General features: G+C 73.1%; 15 protein-coding genes. 5 read left to right on the top strand and 10 right to left on the bottom strand.

Annotation, left to right across the window (positions count from 1 at the left end):
- Nucleotides 1–3 precede the first annotated feature (3 nt).
- Nucleotides 4–1,518: a carboxylesterase/lipase family protein gene (locus tag BLT23_RS02145; RefSeq protein WP_090045698.1), complete on the top strand. Its 1,515-nt coding sequence runs from the start codon at nucleotides 4–6 to the stop codon at nucleotides 1,516–1,518.
- Here BLT23_RS02145 and BLT23_RS02140 read toward each other — a convergent pair.
- Genes BLT23_RS02140 through BLT23_RS41985 form a run of 4 tightly spaced genes read right to left on the bottom strand, consistent with a single transcriptional unit; the run spans nucleotide 1,474 to nucleotide 6,973 of the window.
- Nucleotides 1,474–2,667: an MFS transporter gene (locus BLT23_RS02140; RefSeq protein WP_176946551.1), complete on the bottom strand. Its 1,194-nt coding sequence runs from the start codon at nucleotides 2,665–2,667 to the stop codon at nucleotides 1,474–1,476. The two genes, BLT23_RS02145 and BLT23_RS02140, sit on opposite strands and share 45 nt — an antisense overlap.
- Nucleotides 2,664–3,893 carry a lanthionine synthetase C family protein gene (locus BLT23_RS02135; RefSeq protein ID WP_176946550.1) on the bottom strand — a complete coding sequence of 410 codons (1,230 nt, stop codon included), beginning with the start codon at nucleotides 3,891–3,893 and terminating at the stop codon, nucleotides 2,664–2,666. Before BLT23_RS02135 ends, BLT23_RS02140 begins: the two co-directional genes overlap by 4 nt.
- Nucleotides 3,890–6,784: a lantibiotic dehydratase gene (locus BLT23_RS02130; protein ID WP_090044892.1), complete on the bottom strand. Its 2,895-nt coding sequence runs from the start codon at nucleotides 6,782–6,784 to the stop codon at nucleotides 3,890–3,892. The genes BLT23_RS02135 and BLT23_RS02130 overlap by 4 nt, the downstream gene beginning before the upstream one ends.
- 60 nt (nucleotides 6,785–6,844) lie before the next feature.
- Nucleotides 6,845–6,973 carry a hypothetical protein gene (locus tag BLT23_RS41985; RefSeq protein ID WP_281248812.1) on the bottom strand — a complete coding sequence of 43 codons (129 nt, stop codon included), beginning with the start codon at nucleotides 6,971–6,973 and terminating at the stop codon, nucleotides 6,845–6,847.
- Between the two features lie 402 nt (nucleotides 6,974–7,375).
- Between BLT23_RS41985 and BLT23_RS02125 the strand changes: the two genes are divergently transcribed.
- Nucleotides 7,376–8,323, top strand: coding sequence for an acyltransferase domain-containing protein (locus BLT23_RS02125; protein WP_090044891.1), 948 nt, complete (start codon nucleotides 7,376–7,378; stop codon nucleotides 8,321–8,323).
- A gap of 127 nt (nucleotides 8,324–8,450) precedes the next feature.
- On the top strand, nucleotides 8,451–9,977 hold the full coding sequence (locus BLT23_RS02120) for a glycoside hydrolase family 76 protein (RefSeq protein ID WP_090044888.1): 1,527 nt from the start codon (nucleotides 8,451–8,453) through the stop codon (nucleotides 9,975–9,977).
- Between the two features lie 214 nt (nucleotides 9,978–10,191).
- On the opposite strand, the gene BLT23_RS02115 is transcribed toward BLT23_RS02120, so the two are convergent.
- The 5 genes from BLT23_RS02115 to BLT23_RS02095 form a co-directional block, all read right to left on the bottom strand.
- On the bottom strand, nucleotides 10,192–11,382 hold the full coding sequence (locus BLT23_RS02115; RefSeq protein WP_090044886.1) for an MFS transporter: 1,191 nt from the start codon (nucleotides 11,380–11,382) through the stop codon (nucleotides 10,192–10,194).
- Nucleotides 11,372–12,700, bottom strand: a complete 1,329-nt coding sequence (locus BLT23_RS02110; protein ID WP_090044884.1) for an FAD-dependent oxidoreductase — start codon at nucleotides 12,698–12,700, stop codon at nucleotides 11,372–11,374. Before BLT23_RS02110 ends, BLT23_RS02115 begins: the two co-directional genes overlap by 11 nt.
- A 91-nt stretch (nucleotides 12,701–12,791) precedes the next feature.
- Nucleotides 12,792–13,511 (bottom strand): aspartate/glutamate racemase family protein, encoded by a 720-nt coding sequence (locus tag BLT23_RS02105; protein WP_090044882.1) that lies wholly within the window; start codon nucleotides 13,509–13,511, stop codon nucleotides 12,792–12,794.
- Entirely contained in the window at nucleotides 13,508–14,947 is a 1,440-nt protein-coding gene (locus BLT23_RS02100; protein WP_090044880.1) for an NCS1 family nucleobase:cation symporter-1, read from the bottom strand. The genes BLT23_RS02105 and BLT23_RS02100 overlap by 4 nt, the downstream gene beginning before the upstream one ends.
- Nucleotides 14,948–15,006: 59 nt before the next feature.
- Complete coding sequence (locus BLT23_RS02095) at nucleotides 15,007–15,753, bottom strand: GntR family transcriptional regulator (protein ID WP_090044878.1); 747 nt, start codon at nucleotides 15,751–15,753, stop codon at nucleotides 15,007–15,009.
- A 155-nt stretch (nucleotides 15,754–15,908) separates the two neighbouring features.
- Here BLT23_RS02095 and BLT23_RS02090 point away from each other — a divergent pair, with 155 nt between their 5' ends.
- Together BLT23_RS02090 and BLT23_RS02085 are read left to right on the top strand one after the other, a co-directional pair.
- Nucleotides 15,909–16,790 carry a helix-turn-helix transcriptional regulator gene (locus tag BLT23_RS02090; RefSeq protein ID WP_090044876.1) on the top strand — a complete coding sequence of 294 codons (882 nt, stop codon included), beginning with the start codon at nucleotides 15,909–15,911 and terminating at the stop codon, nucleotides 16,788–16,790.
- 65 nt (nucleotides 16,791–16,855) lie between these two features.
- Nucleotides 16,856–17,542: a DJ-1/PfpI family protein gene (locus tag BLT23_RS02085; RefSeq protein WP_245743451.1), complete on the top strand. Its 687-nt coding sequence runs from the start codon at nucleotides 16,856–16,858 to the stop codon at nucleotides 17,540–17,542.
- A 3-nt stretch (nucleotides 17,543–17,545) separates the two neighbouring features.
- Here BLT23_RS02085 and BLT23_RS02080 read toward each other — a convergent pair whose 3' ends face one another.
- Nucleotides 17,546–18,556 (bottom strand): GlxA family transcriptional regulator, encoded by a 1,011-nt coding sequence (locus BLT23_RS02080; RefSeq protein ID WP_090044874.1) that lies wholly within the window; start codon nucleotides 18,554–18,556, stop codon nucleotides 17,546–17,548.
- Nucleotides 18,557–18,589: the final 33 nt, after the last annotated feature.

The following is an 18,589-nucleotide window of genomic DNA, read 5'->3' as shown; positions in this document are numbered from 1 at the left end:
GGGATGGAGGTCAGCACCACCAAGGGACCGGTCCGAGGCGTGAGGAGCAACGGGGTAACCGCTTTCCTGAACATCCCGTACGCGGCCGCTCCGACGGGCGCTGGCCGGTTCGCCCCTCCCGTGGAGCACGAGCCGTGGCAGGACGTGCGGGACGCGACGGCGTTCGGCCCCACCGCTCCCCAGGCGGCGCGGGTGCTGGGCAGCATGGACATGCGCCCCTACTTCGGCGAGGGCTGGCACCGCGGCGAGGACTACCTCACGGTCAACGTCTGGACGCCCGACCCGGCCGCCACCGGCCTGCCGGTCCTGGTGTTCGTGCACGGCGGTGGTTTCGTCGCGGGTTCCGGCCGGTCCGAGCTGTACGACGGGTCGGCGTTCGCCCGGTCCGGGGTCGTCCTCGTCACCGTCAACTACCGGCTCGGCATCGCGGGGTTCCTCGACCTCCCGGACGCCCCCGCCAACCGCGGCCTGCTCGACGTCGTCGCCGCGCTGCGCTGGGTCAGCGAGAACATCGCCGCGTTCGGCGGCGACCCCGGCAACGTCACGCTGGCGGGCCAGTCCGCGGGGGCGACCGTCGTCGGCGGCGTCCTCGCCACACCGCGGGCCGGCGGCCTGTTCCGGCGGGCGATCGTCCAAAGTGGAAGCGGGCTGGGCGCCTTCTCCCCGGAGCAGGCGGCACGTGTCACGCGGGCGGCCACCGAGCTGCTCGGGGTGGAGGCGACCGCCGCGGCGTTCGCGGGGCTGTCCGACGAGGTCCTCGTCGACACGGCGGGGCGGCTCGCGGGCATCGGCCTGCGGACCGAGACGCACACCGACCCGCTCGTCGGGCTCAGCCCGTTCAGCCTGGTGCTCGGCACGCAACCGGCGGACGCCGTCGCGGCCGGGCGCGGCCTGGACGTGGACCTGCTCATCGGCGCGAACGCCGAGGAGGGCCACCTGTACCTGGTGCCGTTCGGGAAGTACGCCGGTTCGACGGCCGCGGACGTCGACGAGGTGGCCGCGCAGGCGCACCCCGACCCGGCCCGGCTCGTGAAGACCTACCGCGAGGCGAGGCCGGCGGCGGCGGACGCGGAGATCCGTTCGGCCGTCCTGGGCGACGCCCTGTTCGGTGCGGGCACGTGGGCGTTGACCGAGGCGCACGCCGAACGTTCGACCGGCCAGGCGTTCGCCTACGAGTTCGCGTGGCGGTCACCCGCGCTCGACGGTGAGCTGGGCGCCACGCACACGGTCGAGCTCCCGTTCGTGTTCGGGCGGACGGAGCTTCCGTCGCTGCGCGGTCCGAACCGGTTGCTGGGCACCGGAGAACCGCCGTCGTCACTCGCCGCGCTGGTGCACGACAGCTGGGTCCGCTTCGCCCGCACCGGCGACCCCGGCTGGACGCGGTACACGGCCGACCGGCGCACCACCATGCGGTTCGACGTGGACAGCGGACCGACCGAGGACCCGCGCGGGCAGGAGCGCCGGGCGTGGCGCTCACCGGAGGTTCCGCACCTCGCGGGACGCCAAGGCCCCGAGTGAGGACGCCGCCACCAGCACGGCGCACCCCACCAGCACCGGACCGGTGCCGAAGGCGGTGCTGAGCGGCGCCGCGACCAGCACGCCTGCCGGGGCGAGCACCATCGTTCCCAGCCAGTCGTAGGACGCGACCCTGGCGAGCACGTCCTGCGGCACCTGGCGTTGCAGGGTCGTGTGCCACAGCACCCCGAACACGTCGGTGGCGAGCCCCGCGCCGAACATCGCCGGGGCCACCAGCCACGGTGACGCGCCACCGGCCAGCAGCACCAGCGGCACGGCCAGGAGCGGCAACAGCAGCAGCCCGGCCCGCACCGGCCGGCCGGGCCGCAGCCGCGCGGAGACCGCGGCGCCGCACAGCATCCCGGCCGTGCTCGCCGCGGCGATCAGCGACCACGCCCGGACGCTGTCCCAGGTGTCCAGGGCGACCAGCGGTCCCAGGACGCCCATCGTCGCGGCGAGCACGCCCGAGGTGGCCGACAGCACGATCACCGTGCTCCACAACCACCTCCTGCCGGTGAGCTCCCGCCAGCCGAGCCGCAGGTCCGCGAGCACGGACCCGGACTCGGCGCGCACCCGTGCGGGCAGCCGCAGGAAGGACAGCAGCGCCGCGCCGACGGCGAAGGACGCGGCGTTCAACAGGACCGTCGCGGGCGACCCCAGCCACGTGACGACGAAGCCGCCCAGCGCGGTGCCGGCCAGGTCCGCGCCGCGCACGGCGGTCATCACCAGGCTGTTCGCCTGTTGCAGCCGGTCCGCGGGCACGAGTTCGGGCACCAGCCCGACGACGGCCGGTCCGGACACCGACTGCGCGGTCCCGGCGACGGCGGCGAACGCGGCCAGCACCGGGATCGAGGCGTGCCACCACAGTCCGGCGGCAAAGCCCGTGTGGGCCAGCGCGGACACGACGTCGGACAGCACGAGCAGCCGGAACCGGCTCACCCGGTCGGCCAGCACCCCGCCGAACACGACGAACAGGACTTGCGGCACCACAAGGCACGCCAGCACGACGGACAGGCCCTGCGCGGTCCCACCCGGCAGTTGCAGCACGCCGAACGTCACGGCGATCCGCCCGAACCCGTTGCCCGTGGCGGAGACGGCGGTCGCCGTCGTCAGCAGGGTGATCCCGTGGCCGGTGTGCGTGCGGGTGCTCACCTCAGCACCAGCGCGGCGTCCCACGGCAGGGACGCCGGTGACAGCACGGGGGCGAGGTGGTCGTGCAGCGCGAGGAACGTCCCGGCCGCGCCGTCGAGGAACCCCGGCCGGTCGGGCGGCACCGTGACGACCGTGTGGCCGTCGCGCTGGTCCAGCAGGTGGTCGTAGAGGGCGGGCAGCACGTCCGCATCGGCGCCGAGGACGAGCCTGGTGGCGTGCAGGACGCCCGCGGACCCGTGGCAGAGGGACGCGTCGCGCAGGCCCCACTGCTCCCGTGGCCGCCGGAACGCCGCCCTCAGCGTCGACCTCGCCTCGGCCTCCCACTCGGGTTCGTCCAGCGCGATCCCGGCGAGCTGCACGGCCCGCGCGACCCCCGGTGCTCCGTAGCACCAGGCGACCCGGCTCGGCGGCAGCGCGTCGGCGGTGCCCGCCACCTCGTCGTCCAGGGGCACCAGCGCGGGCCAGTACCGGCCGTGCTCGTCGGTGCCGCGGCGGGACAGCAGCCAGGTCGTGACGCGGTGGATCGCCTCGTCGTGCCCCTCGACCACGACCCCGTCCGCGTGGCACAGCGCCAGCAGGGCCAGCGGGCCGGAGATCCCGTGCGCCATCCCGAGGTTGAGGTGACCGTCCGGGTGCGCGACCGGGTTCGCGAGCAGCGACGGGTCCGGGGTCCACCAGCCCGGCACGCGGTGGCCGCGCACCCGCACCGGGTCGGTGAGCCGCACCAGGTACCTCAGCAGCCGCTCCAGCACGGGACGGGCGGGCGGCCCGGCGGCAAGCAGGTACCTGCCGATCCCGGTCAGCCCGGAGGTGACGTCGTAGCAAGCCATCCTGGCGCCGGGCTCGCGGGCGAGCAGGCGCGTCTCCTCGGCGCCGAGCACGTTCCCGGCCAAGCGCAGCACGTGCGGGTCGATCTTGGCGAGCACACCCCGGTAGTCGCCCTCCGCCCGCGCGGCGCTGCGGGCGGCGAACCCCAGCGACGGCAGGCCGTCGAACAGGTTCTCGACGGGTGGCCTTCGGGAGGTCGCGGCGGTGGCCAGGTGGTCGTGGGCGGCGGCGCGCAGCTCCGGCGTCCTGTCACCGGCCCGCGCGAACAGCACGGCCAAGCCGCAGTGCCCGTCCGCGAGCGACATCGGGTGGTGCGGCCAGTCACCGTTGCCCAGGTCCACCTCCTCAGGTCTGCTGAGCCTGCGGACGGCGTCCTCCAGCCACGCCAGGACGGTCACCGCGCGTGTCTCCTGCGGTCCACGTGTGCCTGCACCGCGCCACGCGCCATCGCGTACACCTCGGCCTCCGCCCGGAAGTCCGCACCGAGCCGGCGGTTGCAGTGCAGGTGCAGGAGAGCGCGGAGGATCTCGTCGGGCGACACCCATGCGTGGGACTCCGCGAGCGCACGGGCCTCTTTCCCGTACCGGGACAGCACTTCGCCCCACTCGCGGTCCGCCGCCACGGGCTCCAGGGTGATCGCCGCCAGCGCGTCACCGCGCCGGTGCGCGAACGCCTGGTGCGTCGCCTCGTTCTTGGGCATCGCGGACAGCAGCCACGACGGCCACTCGGCGCTGTGCTGGACGCCGTGGAAGCAGCGGACCAGCGCGGTCACGTCGGCGGCGACGGCGATGGAGTCCTGTGCGGCGCTCATCTTGCGCAGTGCCAGTCCGCTGTCCGCGGCGAAGAACCGTTCCGCCAAACCGAGGAGCGGCTCGCCGCCGTACCGTTCGACCTCGGGGCGGTAGGGGTGGACCGAGAAGCCGCCGGACAGCCTCGCGTCCACCAGCGCCGCCACCTGGTCGCGCACCTGCGGGAGCACGTCGCCGTGCAGCCGCAGGCGGATGTGCGGTGGTTCGTCCTGCGACTGGTAGCGCACGAAGAACCATCTGTCCACAACGGACTCCAGCGTGTCGAGCCACGGCCCCAGGTGGGACACCAGGACCTCGCGCTGCCGCCGCGCCGAGCACAGGACGTGCGCGGACACCCAGTCGCCACCGGGAAGGTGCGCCACGGGCTTGGTGCGCAACGGAGCTGACGGCCGTGCCGGACGGCTCTTGGGCTCGACCGCGACCAGTGGGACGACCAGCTCCGCCTCGTGGGCTCCGTCCGGTCCGCGCAGCCAGCCCTCGTCCAGCGCGGGTGCGCGGTCCTCGCACAAGACCACCGTGCCACCGGACTTGCGCAGCTCGTCGCGCAGCAGCGCGCGGTGCTCGGGTGACGTGAGGTCCAGGCACAGCTGCTGGTCGTGGTGCGTCACGCGGACCCGGTCCGGTACCCGCCACCTCCGCCTCCACGCGGCGAGCGCCTCGTCCGCGCCCACCTCCGCCTCGCCTGCCCGCCACCGGGCCGGCGAGAGCACCGTGCGCCCGTACCGGACCGCGGGCAGGAACGGGGCGTCCCGCAACCCGGCCCAGTCCCACGGTTTCAGGGTGCGCACGCCCATCAGCGACACGTCCCAGAGGAACCGGACGACCTCGGGTGCCGCCGCGCTGATGTCCAGCACGTGCAGCACGCGTGGAGCGATCTCACGGCCGAGCGACAGCGAGTGGAGCCGCAACCGCCGCTCGTCCGCTGTGACCACGATGTCGCCCGGCATGAGAGCACCCGGCAGTCCGGGCACTCCGACCGCCAGCGTGTGGCACAGCACCTGCGGTGCACGCGCCAGGTTGGCGTCACGTGGGTTCGTCGTGGCGTGCACGAGTTGCACCGGCAGCCGGTCGTCCGCCCCCACCGCCGCCAGTTCGGCGAGCAGGCCGCGCACCTCGGGGAGGTGGCCGAACCGGGCGAGCGACGCGCCGCCCTGCTGGGTTCCGGCCAGCGGGCTGACGACCAGCTCGAAGTCGCCGCGCTCCAGCGCTTCTGCGGAGGCGGCGTGCAGCGTGGTGAACAGCTCCACCGCGGCGGGCGGGCTGCCACCGGGTGGGCAGAGCCGGGCGATCAGGTCGTCGTCGAGCACCACCTCGGTGACTCCGTCGGCCAGCGCCTCCGCCAGCAGCCGGGTCAGCACGGCGTGCCGGGAGCCGTCCTGCTCCGCCTCCGAGGCCGACCACGGCTGCTCGTACCCGGCGGGCGGCCCGATGCCCGCGTCCGGGTCGAGCAGGTCGAGCACCGGCACCGGCTCGCCGATTCCGTATCTTTCCAAGAAGCGTGCGTGAAAATCGACGAGGTTGCGAGAACGCATGTTTTCGTGAGCGGAAAGACGCCACACGGCGTCGGCGGCGCGTTCTATTTCTCTGGCTACTCGATACGGCAGACGGACGCGTGCGTCCAATTCGAGATCGACCTGTACCGGATTGTCCGCACCGGCCGCTCTCCGCACAGCGGACAAATCGTCCGCGCCGTTCCCCACCGGACTGCGCCGGTAGACGTCGACGGTCTTGGCGACCAGTTCGGCACGTTCGCCGTGCGACGATTCCGCGGGCAGCAGGCGGACCAGGTCGTCGAACGACCTCCCCGGCCGCCGCAGCTCCGTCTGCAGGAACCCCAGCCGCACCAGCTGCCTCACCAGCGCGGCGAACCCGGACCGCCGCACGCCGGGGAACTCCTTCCCGACGACGCGGACGAGCTCGTGCACGGCGATCGGCCGGGTGGCGGCGATCTCGATCATGCGGGCGACCGCGGGCGTGCGGCGCACACCGGCCAGGCGTGTCCCGCGAGGCACGACGAGCCGTCCGCCGTGCCGCGTGCACAGGGTGTTCGCGGTGACCTCCAGCCCGGCGAGGACCCCCGGATCGGCCTCCAGCTCGGTCGCCCACTCGTGGAGCCAGCCGTGGTCGGGGTGGACGTGCCTGCGGTGGTGGGTACCCAGGCCGGCGTCCGCGGTGGCCGCGAACCGGCCGACCGCCACCCCCGCGAGCAGGCCGAACGGGGTCGGCCGCCCGGCCATGCGCAGCTCGTACCGCGCCAGCGCGCCCCGCAGCCGCCGTGCCGCCGCGTCCGGCGGCTCGTGGCCCGCGAGCAGCTTGCCCACCGCCTCGCTCAGCGCGGGACTGGCGACGGCGACGGCCTCCCGCACCATCGGCGCTTCCACGCGCTCGCGCACCCCGGCCTCGGACGGCCGCAGGCGCACCCTCGGCAGCACGGGCGCACGCAGGAGAAACCGGTCCGAAGCGACGAAGCGGGTGTCCATGTCACCGTCCCCCAGGCAGTCGTGGGGCGGGCCCCGCCGTGCGACGGGGCCCGCCGGTGATCAGCAGATCGCGCAGGTGGTGATCGTGCGGGGCGGCGCCGCCTGGGCGGGCGCCGGGACCGGCGTGTCCACCAGCTCCAGCTCCTCGACGTCGAGCTCGAACAGGTCCTGGATGTCCGCAGAAAGCATGTGATCTCCTCCTTGCGATCGACACAACAAATCCGGAAAGAGACATTCCGGAGCTGGCGCGGGTTTCGCGCCACCGAGAACTCTAGGGCCTTTCTCCAACCGGAAGACAACACTTCCGCCTGCCAATTGACACGCGAAACTCCTTCAATGAACCAGCGCGATCGGCGCACCCCGACGACGTTGACACACGTCGCGGACCCGACCGCGAACGATTGATCACGAGGCGCGGGCCAATGTCGAGGAGCTTGTTGTGACACGCATCACATTCGAAAGTCTTTTCGAAACCGTTCGAAAACGCGGAAGACCCTCCGGACAATCGCTTCGGACCCAGAAGGTTCACCGCCGCGATACTCCGCCGAAAAACGACGGGCTCCCCCGGTGAAGTGCGGATAGAGTCGCTCTGTGGATCTTGAGGACATCGCCGCACGACTCGGAGTGCCCGTCGAGGAAGCCGAGCACGTGCACCGGCTCGCCGGTGACGTGCCGCCGGTTCCCCCGCCGGACAAGGGGACCGCGCCCGCGCTGCTCGACCGGCTGGCGGTACCGCCGGACGACGCCGCCGAGATCCTCGCGAGCTGGCCGGACCAGGACTCCCCGCACTGGACGCCGGAGCTGCGGTGGCTGCGCGACCGGTCGACGGCCCTGGTGCGGGCCGACCTCGGCGGGGCCGGCTGGCTGGTGCCGGGACCGGAGCTGCCGCGCGACCGCGGCCCCGCCTGGCGGCACCTGTACGCCCACGTGTACCTGGCCTTGGTCGACGTCGTCCTGCTTTACCACCGCGACCACGGCGTCCCCGAGGCCGTGTCCTGGGCGACCCTCGCGGACCTGGGCCGCAACCTCGCGGTCGACCGGCGGATGCGGGGCGAAGGCTGGCCGGTCATGCGGAGCTGGCTCACGCTGCACGTGCGCGGCGGGCTCTACGAGCTCGGCCGGTTGCAGCACCAGCGCGCCGACGGTGAGATCGCCCTGCACATCCCCGACTCCGGGCCGCTCGCCCCGGAGGCCGTGACGGCGTCGCTCGACGAGGCCCGCGCGTTCTTCCCCCGGCACTTCCCCGACGAGCACCGCACCGTGTTCTCCTGCGGCTCGTGGCTGCTCGACCCGCGGCTGCGGGAGCACCTGCCCGCCGACTCGAACATCATCCGGTTCCAGGACAGGTTCGAGCTGGAGCCCTACGAGGCGCCGGAGGGCATCGACCCCGACGTCGAGGTGCTGCGGTTCGTCTTCCGCAGCCTGACCACCCCGCTGCACGAACTGCCCCGCCGCACGGCCTTGCAGCGCGCCGTCGTCGAGCACCTCGAGGCGGGCGGCCACTGGCAGTGGCGCCGCGGCACCATCCCGATGGCCTGACCAGCGGTCATGACAAAAACCTGACCAGTCCGCGACGTTGACGCCCGAAACGCGCGAACCCTAACCTCAGGGGTGAAAGCGCTCTCACCCACGCCCCGAGCCGCCCACCCAGCACCGGGAGGTTCTCATGCTGAGAGCTGCGTTTCTGGCGTCCACGCTGGTGTTCTCCGTTGTACCCGTGACGGCGCCGCCACCAGTCGACTCCGCTGTGGACTGCGACTACTACTGCGACGACCGGGACCCGTCCCTGCCGCTCAGCGCCCGGCGTTCACCCCACCGCCCCGGCACGAGCACTCCCCCGGCCCCGGCGGCCGTCGTCTGCAACAGGTACTGCGACGCGCGTGACCCGGCGCTCGCACCGTCGAACCGCCTCGCCCAGACCGTCGTGGTCGCCGGGCGGCAGGTCTCCCTGCGGTTCGACGACACCGACGCGATGGGGTGGGGCGCCATCGCCGGTGCGGTCCAGCCGGGTGACGAGGTGTGGCTGGACCGGTCGTTCGACGCCGGGGTCAGCTGGGGCGCGGGATCGCGGCTGGGCGACACAGCGGTCCCGCCGGGCTTCGGCGACTGGCGCACGATGATGTTCAACGTGGACGACTGGGCCGGTCTCGGCGTCGGGCTGCTGCGCGCGTGCGGGCGTCCCGCCGGGTCGTCCACGATCGCGTGCACCAGCTGGTACCGCACGACCTGGAACGCCTGGGACCGGCGCACGGCCGCGGCGACGGCGCTGATGCAGCGCTACAACCTGAGCACCGGCCTGTTCGACACGACCGGCTGGTGGAACTCGGCCAACGCGCTCAACGCCGTCATCGACAACATCCGGCTCACCGGCATGACCGGGTACCGCTACGCCATCGCCCGCACCTACGACCTCAACCGCTCGGCCTGGCAGGGCGACTTCATCAACGACTACAACGACGACGTCGCCTGGTGGGGCCTCACCTGGCTGGCCGCCTACGACCTGACCGGCGACAGCAGGTACCTCGCCACCGCGAAAGCGGGCGCCGACCACATCTTCCGGTTCTGGGACTCGGTGTGCGGCGGCGGGATCTGGTGGAGCTCCTCCAAGAACTACAAGAACGCCATCGCGAACTCGCTGTACGTCCAGCTGAACGCCGCGCTGCACAACAGGATCCTCGGCGACACCGTCTACCTGCAACGGGCGCTGGCAGGCTGGACCTGGTTCCTGAACAGCCGGATGATCAACAGCTCCGGTCTCGTCAACGACGGCCTGACCTCCACGTGCGCCAACAACAACCGCACGCCGTGGAGCTACAACCAGGGCGTGCCGCTCGCCGCGCTGGTGGAGCTGCACCGGGCCACCGGCGACCCGAGCCTGCTCACCAAGGCACGCGCGCTGGCGGACGCGTCGACCACCTCCGCGTTCCTCAACCCCGGCGGCATCCTGTTCGACGACGGCGGTGGCGGCGACGTCCCGTCCTTCAAGGGCATCTACGTCCGCGGCCTCGCCGCGTTGAACAGGGCGCTGCCGGACCGCCCGTACACCTCGTACCTGCGCCGCCAGGCCGACACCGCGCACGCGCGGGACCGGTCCAGCGCCGACTCGTACGACCAGCCCTGGGCCGGCCCGTTCCAGCGCAGCGACGCCGCGCGCCAGCACAGCGCGGTGGACCTGATGAACGCGGCGGGCTGAGTGGTCGCTTTCGGAGGTCCCGTCCCGCCGTCCCTCCCACCCGCCCGCGCGTCATCCATCCAGCGGTCCCAACTCCTCTCCGTGACGCGGCTTGGGAACGCGGGGGCCCTACGTACCCGCAGACAGTACGTAGGGCCCCCGCGTACCCGACGGGAAACACGAAAGGGAGTCGTGTGTGGGCGGGGTGTTACGGACGGCACTTGCGGAAGCGGGCTCAGAGGCGCGGCACGCTGGCGGTGGACAGCGCCGCCGCCAGCACCCCGGTCACGCCCAGCACCACGAAGACCGCCGGGTAGCCGCCCAGCCACGCCGCCAGCGCGCTGCCCGCCCACGGCGCGATGGCGGAGCTGAGCATGAGGGGCGCGGTCAGCAGGCCGTTGAGCCGTCCGTAGTGGACGGGTCCCCACCGGTCGGTGATGGCGGTGGCCTGCACCAGCGTGAAGATCCCGCGCGTGACGCCCGCGACGACCGACCCGGCGACCAGCAGCAGCGCCGGTCCCGGCACGAGCCCCAGCAGTGTCGTCGCCGCCGCGCCGACCAGCAGCACCAGCGACGTCCGCACCCGCACCGACGTGCGCGCGGCCAGCCGGGCGTACCCGAGCCTGCCGAGCACCTGGCCGACCCCGCCCAGGCCGAGCGCGACGGCGGCGGCCGAGGTCGTCATGCCTCGTCCGGTCAGCAGCGGCACGAGGTTCACGACGACGGCGTACACGCTGAACGCGGCCAGGCTCATCGCGACGACGAGCACGAGGAACGTCCTGCTGCGCGCCACCGAGGACGGCGCGCGAGCGGTCTCGTGCTCAGCCGCCGGCCACGGCAGCCGCAGGCCCCACAGGTGCAACGGAACCGTGGTGACGGCCAGGAACCCGGCGAGCAGCAGGTAGGTGACACGCCAGTCCAAGCGGCCGGTGAGCACGGCCGTCAACGGCGCGAAGACCGTGCTGGCCAGTCCGCCGACCAGGGTCAGCGCCGTCAGCGCCGTCACCCGCCGCGGCCCGAACCAGCGGGTCACGGCGGCGAAGGCGGGCGCGTAGAAGACACCGGCCATCGCGACCCCGGTGAGCACCCAGGCCGCGACGAACCACGCCAGCGACTCCGCGGTCGCGAGGGCCACCAGCGCGACCGCGGCGAGGGCCGACCCGGTCGTCATGATCACGCGCGGGCCGTGCCGGTCGAGCAGCCTGCCGACCGGGATGCCCACGAGACCGGCGACGACCTGGCTGGCCGAGAACCCGGCGGTGACCACCGCGTTCGACCACCCCGTGCTCGCCCCGATCGCCGGCAGCTGCACGGGGAAGGCGTAGTAGAGCACGCCCCAGCTGATGATCTCGGTGGTGCACAGGACGACCAGCACGCGGCGCAGCCCGGCGTCGAGGCCGGGCCGCGCCTCGGTGTCAGCGGTCACCGGTCACGAGGGTGATCGGCACGCTCGACGGTGCACCACAACAACCACCGCTGTCCTGGTCGCGCGGAGCGTCCGGCTCTTGTGGAGCGTCGAACGCCCCGGAACCCCCGCACACCCCCGTTTCCGGCAGCACCAGCTCGACGCGCCGCGCCGCCTCGTGGTCACCGGCGATCGCGGCCGCGACGGACCGGACCTGCTCGTACCCCGTCAGCGCCAGGAACGTCGGCGCACGTCCGTAGCTCTTCATGCCCACCAGGTAAACACCGGGCTCCGGGTGCCGCAGCTCGCTTTCACCATGTGGGTACACGGTGCCGCACGAATGGACGTTCGGGTCGACCAACGGCGCGAGCGCCGCCGGTGCCTGCAGCACCGGGTCGAGGTCGAGGCGGATCTCCGACAGCCACGACAGGTCGGGCCGGAACCCGGTCAGCGCCACCACCTCGTCCACTCCGGTCACGCGGTGGCCGCCGGACGACGTCAGCGTGAGCCTGCCGTCGTCACCGCGTTCCACCGCCGCGGTGCGGAACCCGGTGACCGTCTCGACGTGCCCTGCCTCCACGGCCTTGCGCGCCCGCAGGCCGAGTGCGCCGCGGGCGGGCAGCTGGTCCGCCTCGCCGCCGCCGAAGGCCGTGCCGGGCTCACCCCGGCGCAGCAGCCACACGACCTCCGTGCCGGGCTCCCGTTCCGCCAGGTCCGCCAGCGCGACCAACGCGGTGAGCGCGGAGTGGCCGCTGCCCGCGACCGCGATCCGCCTGCCCGCGTAGCGGGACGGGTCCGCGGCGACGTCCGGCACGCGGTAGGTGATCCGCTCGGCTGCCGCTTCCTCCCCCGCCGCCGGCAGGCCGTCGCCGCCCAGCGGGTTCGGTGAGCCGTAGGTGCCGGACGCGTCGACCACCGCGCGGGCGGTGATCCGTTCGTCTCCCACGTGCACGGTCAGCGGTTCGTCCGCACGTCCCGCGTCCACGACCCGGTCGCGGCCGCGGCGTGCCACGCCGGTCACCCGCGCGCCGAACCGCACCCGGTCGCCCAGGGCCTCGGCCAGCGGCGTGAGGTAGCGGTCCGCCCACTCCGCACCGGTCGGGTAGCCGTCGTCGTCCGGACGCACCCAGCCCGTGGCACCGAGCAGCCGCTCCGCCGCCGGGTCGACCAGCTCGCTCCAGCGGGAGAACAGCCAGACGTGGTGCCACCGCGCCACAGCGGCCCCCGCGCGGTCGCCCGCCTCCAGCACGAGCACCCGCTCGCCCCGTTCGGCCAGGTGTGCCGCCGCGGCCAGACCCGTGGGCCCCGCACCGACGACCACGACCGGAAATTCGTCCACCACGTACTCCTCGCTTCGAGCCGCATCGAACCAGCGAGGCGCACTGTATCGACGGCGATCGATGAATTCAACCATCGATCACCGTCGATGCTCAGTTCACGCCCACCGCGAACCGCTCCAGCAGGCCGGTGTACGGTTTCGGCGGCGGCGCGGCGAACTCACCAGCAGCGGAGGTGCGCAAACCCATGCGCACCAACGACTCCACTTGCAGCACCGCGGCTTGGACACCGTCCACGACGGGCACGCCGACCCGGCGTTCGATCTCCTCCCGCTGTTCGGTCATGCCCGCGCAGCCGAGCACGACCACGTCCGAGCGGTCCGCCCGCACCGCCGCGCGGCAGGCGGCGACCACGGTGTCCACCGCGGCCTCCACCTCCAGCACCGGCACGTCGCAGGCCGTCACCCCGCGGCAGAACCCGGCCAGCCCGTACCGCCGCGCGAGGTCCCAGGCCCGGCCCGTGGTGCGGTTCAGCGTCGTGACGACGCTGAACCCGCCGCCCAGGTAGGCCGCCGTGCGCATGGCCGCCTCGGCGATGCCCGCCACCGGGCCGTCGGCCAGCTCCCGCGCGGCGTCCAGGCCGGGGTCGCCGAAGCAGGCGATCACGTAGCCGTCCGCCCGGTCCGCCGCGATCTCGGCGAGCAGCCCCGGCACGCTGAGCGCCTCGTCGTAGTGGCTCTCGATCGACGCGGGCCCCATCGCCGGGCAGGTGGCCAGCACCTCGACGCCCGGCCCGGCGACCGCGCAGGCCGCGCGGCCGATCGCCGCGGTCATGGCCCTGCTGGTGTTGGGGTTGACGACCTTGATCTTCACCGGCGACCCCGCGACAGCAGGGTGAACAGGACGAAGCCGAGCGCCATGCCGATGAACCAGCTGTACGGCGCCGCGTCCGCCAGCGCGGGCACCAGCACGGGCACCATCGCCACCAGCGACGCGAGCGTGGTCGCGATGATCGCGCGCGGGTTGTAGCCCTTGTGGTACCAGTACTTCCCGGCCGGCGACATGGTGAACAGGTCGTCCACGTCGACCTGCTGGCGCGCCACCACGTAGTGCCCGGCGATCAGGACGCCGAACAGCGGGCCGATGAACGCGCCCAGCGTCTCCAGCGTGTAGTGGATGACCTCCGGGTTGTGGTAGAGGTTCCACGGCGTGATCAGCACCGAGCCGACCGCGGCGATCATGCCGCCCGCGCGCCAGCTGATGCGGCGCGGGCTCACGTTGGAGAAGTCGAACGCGGGCGAGATGAAGTTCGCGACGATGTTGATGCCGATCGTCGCGATGCTGAACGTCAACGCCCCCAGCACGATCGCGAACGTGCTGTCGATCCGCGCGACCGTCGCGACCGGGTCGGTGAGCAGCTCGCCGAACACCGGCACCGTCAACGACGCCGTCACGACGACGAGGACGGCGAACACGAGGAAGTTCACCGGCAGCCCGAGCAGGTTGCCCCGCTTGACCGCGGCGAACGACCGGCCGTAGCGGGAGAAGTCGCCGAAGTTCAGCATGGGCCCGGAGAAGTAGGAGACGACGAGCGCGATGGCGCCGAACATCACCGGCAGCGACGCCCAGCCGGTGTGCTCGACCTCGCCCAGGGTGAAGTCGATCGCGCCCCAGCCCGCGCGGGCGATGAGGTAGCCCGCGAGCAGGAACATCACCACGTACACGGCGGGGCCGCAGAAGTCGATGAACCGCCGGATCGTCTCCATGCCGGTCCAGAACACCGCCGCCTGCAACAGCCACAGCGCCGTGAACGACGCCCAGCCGAGAGCCGACAGCCCCAGGAACCCGTACTGCTGCACGCTCGCGTAGGGCAGCAGCGACGGGAAGAGCTTGAGCAGCACCACGTCCAGTGCCGCCGACGCCAGGTAGGTCTGGATGCCGTACCAGGCGACCGCGATCAGTCCGCGGATCACCGCCGGCACGTTGGCCCCGAGCACGCCGAACACGCTGCGGCAGATCACCGGGTACGGCACACCGGTCTGCTGGCTGGGCTTCGCGACCAGGTTGCAGAAGAAGTACACGATGCCGATCCCGGCGAGCAGCGCGACCAGCACCTGCCAGCCGCTCAGGCCGAGCAGGAACAGGCTGCCGGCGGTGACGTACCCGCCGACGCTGTGCACGTCCGACATCCAGAACGCGAAGATGTTGTAGGAGCCCCAGGTCTGCTTCTCCAACGGGGCCAGGTCGGCGTTCGTCAGTCTCGGGTCGTAGGCGAGCCCGCGTTCCGCGGTGGTTGCTGTCGCTGTCATCGCCGCACTCCTGCCTGGTGGGGGTGGCGCCACCGTAGGAAGGAGTTGTTTCCCGGCTGCTACGGGAGACGTATATCTTCCCGGGAGGCCGCGGAAGGCCCCGCAGCGAAGAGCCCGGTGTCCCTCGGCACCGCCGCGAGCGACGACCGCAGCCGCTCGTGGTGCACCCTGGCCGCCTCCACCAGCCCCGCCGCGTCCCGCCCGGTGAACGCCGCGAGCATGCCGCCGTGGTCGGCGTGCAGCGTGCGCCGTTCCTCCGCCGGCACGTGTGCCATGGGCTGCAACGGTTCGGTGAGGTTCCAGGCCGACTCGAACATGTCCAGCAGCCGTCTCATGCCACTCGGCCGCACCAGCGCGAGGTGGAACCGCCTGCTCTCCCGGTGGTAGGCCCGCACGTCCCCGGCCGCCAGCGCGTCGGCCAGCGCACCGTGCGCGTCGGCGGCCAGTTCGTCATCCGCCGCAGTGGCCCGCGACACCGCCGCCCCCAACGCCGCCGCCTCCAGCACACCTCGCACCACGTACAGCTCGTGCAGCTCCTCCGGCGTCAGCTTCGCCACCGTGTAGCCGAAGTTCGGCCGGTGCTCGACCAGGCCCTCGCCGATCAGCGTCTTGAGCGCCTCCCGCACCGGGATCCGGCTGACCCCGAACACCGCCGCCACCTCGTCGAGCGGGATGGCGCTGCCCGGCGGCACCCCGTCCAGCAGGCACCGCCGCAGCTCGGCCAGGATCGCCGCCTGCGCGGTACCGCCGCGGCCCGCCTCCAGCTTCGCCACGACGACCGACCGGCGCCTCGGGGAGCGGCTCATCGCGGGACCGGGGTGGGCATCGGGTCACGGTAGCGGCCGATGCGGGACGTGTCAGCACCTCGGGCGCCGGTCCGGTGTGGACGCGGGGAGGAACTCGCGAACCGAGGACTCGGAGGTCCAGGCACGACGCCCGCGGCTGCCCGACAATGGGGCGCATGGCCGGACTCAACCGCGAACTCGCCGACTTCCTGCGCCGCGCCCGTGCCCAGGTCGACCCGTCCCGTGCCGGGCTGCCCTCCGACGGGCGGGTCCGGCGGGTCAAGGGGTTGCGCCGCGAGGAGGTCGCGCTGCTGGCCGGGGTGTCGGCCGACTACTACGCGCGGCTCGAACAGGGCAGGCGGATCAACCCGTCGGAGGCGGTGGTCGAGGCCATCGGGCGTGCGCTGGAGCTGGACGACGCCGGACGCACCCACCTGCGGGACCTGATCGGGCTGCCCGCCAACCCGGCGCCGCGCCGGTCGCGGGCCGTGCAGCGGGTGCGGCCGGGGCTCCACCAGCTCATCGACGCGCTCGACGGGGAGCCGGCGCTGGTGCTGGGGCGCCGGACCGACGTGCTCGCGGCGAACCGGATGGCGAAGGCGTTGTTCGCGGACTTCGACGCGATGCCGCCGAAGGAGCGCAACTACGCGCGGTGGATCTTCCTCGACGAGAGCGCCCGCGCGTTGTTCATCGACTGGCGCGACCAGGCCCGTGCCGCGGTGGAGAGCCTGCGGTTCGAGGTCGGCAAGGACCCGGCCGACGCGGCCACCGGCACGCTCGTGGCCGAGCTGCGGGAACGCAGCAGCGACTTCGACCAGTGGTGGGAGCAGCACCGGGTGCACCAGCGGACGCACGGGTCGAAGCGGCTGCGGCACCCGCTGGTCGGCGAGCTGACCGTCGAGTACGAGTCGCTCGCGCTGCCCGGTGACCCGGACATGATGCTGTACGTCTACACGACGCCTCCCGGCTCGCCCTCACGCCAGGCGATGGACCTCCTGGCCAGCTGGACGGCGTCGGACTCGGGCGCCCGCACGCCTCGGACCGCACCCGAGTCCTGACGAGCCGGGAACCGCCGGGTCCTCCCGTCCGACCTGCACCTCGGCGACCAGTCGAGGAGGACGTGGTGGAACGCAGGACTTTTCTCCGGGCATCGGCACTGTCCCTGGGCATCTCGGGTGCGGCGGGCACCGCGGTGGCGTCGGCGGCGAACCCGCTGCGCATCCAGGTGCTGATGTTCGAGGGTGTGGAGGAGCTGGACTTCGGGGCACCGGTGGAGGTGCTGAGCATCGCCGGGGCACTGACCGGGGGCGCGATCCGCACTACCCAGGTCACCACGGGCAGGCCCGGGACGGTCACGTGCGTGCACGGGACGAAGGTGGTCGTCGGGCAGGGCTGGTCGCCGCGGGACGCGGACGTGCTGGTGGTGCCCGGCGGCGGCCGCTACTCCGACCCGAACGGGACGGGCGTGCGCCGGCTGATGGCCGACAAGGCGTTCCTGGACCGGCTGGCGGCGGTCGAGGCGCTGCCGGTGGGCATCTGCACCGGCACGATGGTGCTGGCCGCGGCCGGGATCACCCGCGGGCGCAACGCCACCACGCACCACCGCGCGAAGGCCGACCTCGCCGCGCGCGGGGCGAACGTGGTCGACGCGCGGGTGGTGGACGACGGCGACCTGATCACCGGCGGTGGCATCACCTCCGGCCTGGACGTCGCGCTGTGGCTCGTCGAACGGTTCCTCGGCGCGCGGACGGCGCACCAGGTGGAGACGCAGATGGAGTACGAACGACGCGGAACCGTCTGGCGCCCGTAGGTCTCAGGCACGGCCGCGGAACGTCGCACGGTAGGCGGTCGGCGAGACACCCAGCTCGGCCTGCAGGTGCAGGCGCATCGACCCGGCGGTGCCGAACCCGGCAGCGGCGGCGACCTCGTCGACGCTGAGGTCGGTGCGCTCCAGCAGGGCGCAGGCCCGTTCCACCCGCTGCCGGGTGAGCCACCGGCCGGGCGAGGTGCCGATCTCGTCGCGGAAGCGGCGTGTGAACGTCCGGGTGCTCGTGGCCTCCTGGGCCGCGAGCTCCCGCAGCGTCACGGGCCGGTGCAGGTTCGCGAGCGCCCACTCGCGGGCTCTGCCGGTCGAGGAGATCGCGGGCTCCGGCACGGGCCGGGTGACGTACTGCGCCTGCCCGCCGTCGCGGTGCGGCGGGACGACCGTGCCGCGGGCGACCTCGTTGGCGACGGCGGCGCCGTGGTCGGTGCGGATCATGTGCAGGCACAGGTCGATGCCCGCGGCGGCGCCCGCCGAGGTGAGCACGCCGTCGTCGTCGGTGTAGAGCACGTCGAGGTCGAAGGTGACGTCCGGGAACCGCGCGCGGACCTCCTCCGGTGAACGCCAGTGCGTCGCCACCCGCCTGCCCGCCAGCAGTCCCGCGGCGGCCAGCACGAACACGCCCGTGCAGATCGACGCGATCCGCGTGCCCGGCCGGATCCGCGTCAGCGCGGCGGTCAGCGCCGGGTCGACGCGCACGCCGCCGGGCGCGTGGTCGGTGTCGGCTCCCGGCACCACCACCGTGTCCGCCTCGGCGAGCGCTTCCGGGCCGTGCGCGACGGTGACCGCGAAGTCGGCGTCCGTGCGGACCTCACCCGGTGCGGTGGTGCAGGTCACGACCTCGTAGAGGGGCGCGCCCGCGGCCGATCGGGCCTGGCCGAAGAGCCGGTGCACGAGGCTCAGCTCGAACGGCAGCACGCCGTCGCGGACCAGCACGGCCACGCGGTGGCGGCCGTCCCGCGCGAAAACGGTCATGGCCCGATCCTCGCACATGTTGTCCATCGGGCCAGTCGTGGCGGCGGACGGGCGCGGCCA

Source organism: Lentzea fradiae (genome assembly GCF_900100955.1).
GTDB classification, from domain to species: Bacteria; Actinomycetota; Actinomycetes; order Mycobacteriales; family Pseudonocardiaceae; genus Lentzea; species Lentzea fradiae.
The sequence above is the reverse complement of the archived record's forward strand: the minus strand, read 5'-3'. Positions and strand labels throughout refer to the sequence as shown.

What these genes read in the sequence shown, in the direction of transcription:
- BLT23_RS02145 (WP_090045698.1), top strand. Translation starts at nt 4, where the DNA reads ATGGAGGTCAGCACCACCAAGGGACCGGTCCGAGGCGTGAGGAGCAAC.
- BLT23_RS02130 (WP_090044892.1), bottom strand. Translation starts at nt 6,784, where the DNA reads ATGGACACCCGCTTCGTCGCTTCGGACCGGTTTCTCCTGCGTGCGCCC.
- BLT23_RS41985 (WP_281248812.1), bottom strand. Translation starts at nt 6,973, where the DNA reads ATGCTTTCTGCGGACATCCAGGACCTGTTCGAGCTCGACGTCGAGGAG.
- BLT23_RS02120 (WP_090044888.1), top strand. Translation starts at nt 8,451, where the DNA reads ATGCTGAGAGCTGCGTTTCTGGCGTCCACGCTGGTGTTCTCCGTTGTA.
- BLT23_RS02100 (WP_090044880.1), bottom strand. Translation starts at nt 14,947, where the DNA reads ATGACAGCGACAGCAACCACCGCGGAACGCGGGCTCGCCTACGACCCG.
- BLT23_RS02095 (WP_090044878.1), bottom strand. Translation starts at nt 15,753, where the DNA reads ATGAGCCGCTCCCCGAGGCGCCGGTCGGTCGTCGTGGCGAAGCTGGAG.
- BLT23_RS02090 (WP_090044876.1), top strand. Translation starts at nt 15,909, where the DNA reads ATGGCCGGACTCAACCGCGAACTCGCCGACTTCCTGCGCCGCGCCCGT.
- BLT23_RS02080 (WP_090044874.1), bottom strand. Translation starts at nt 18,556, where the DNA reads ATGGACAACATGTGCGAGGATCGGGCCATGACCGTTTTCGCGCGGGAC.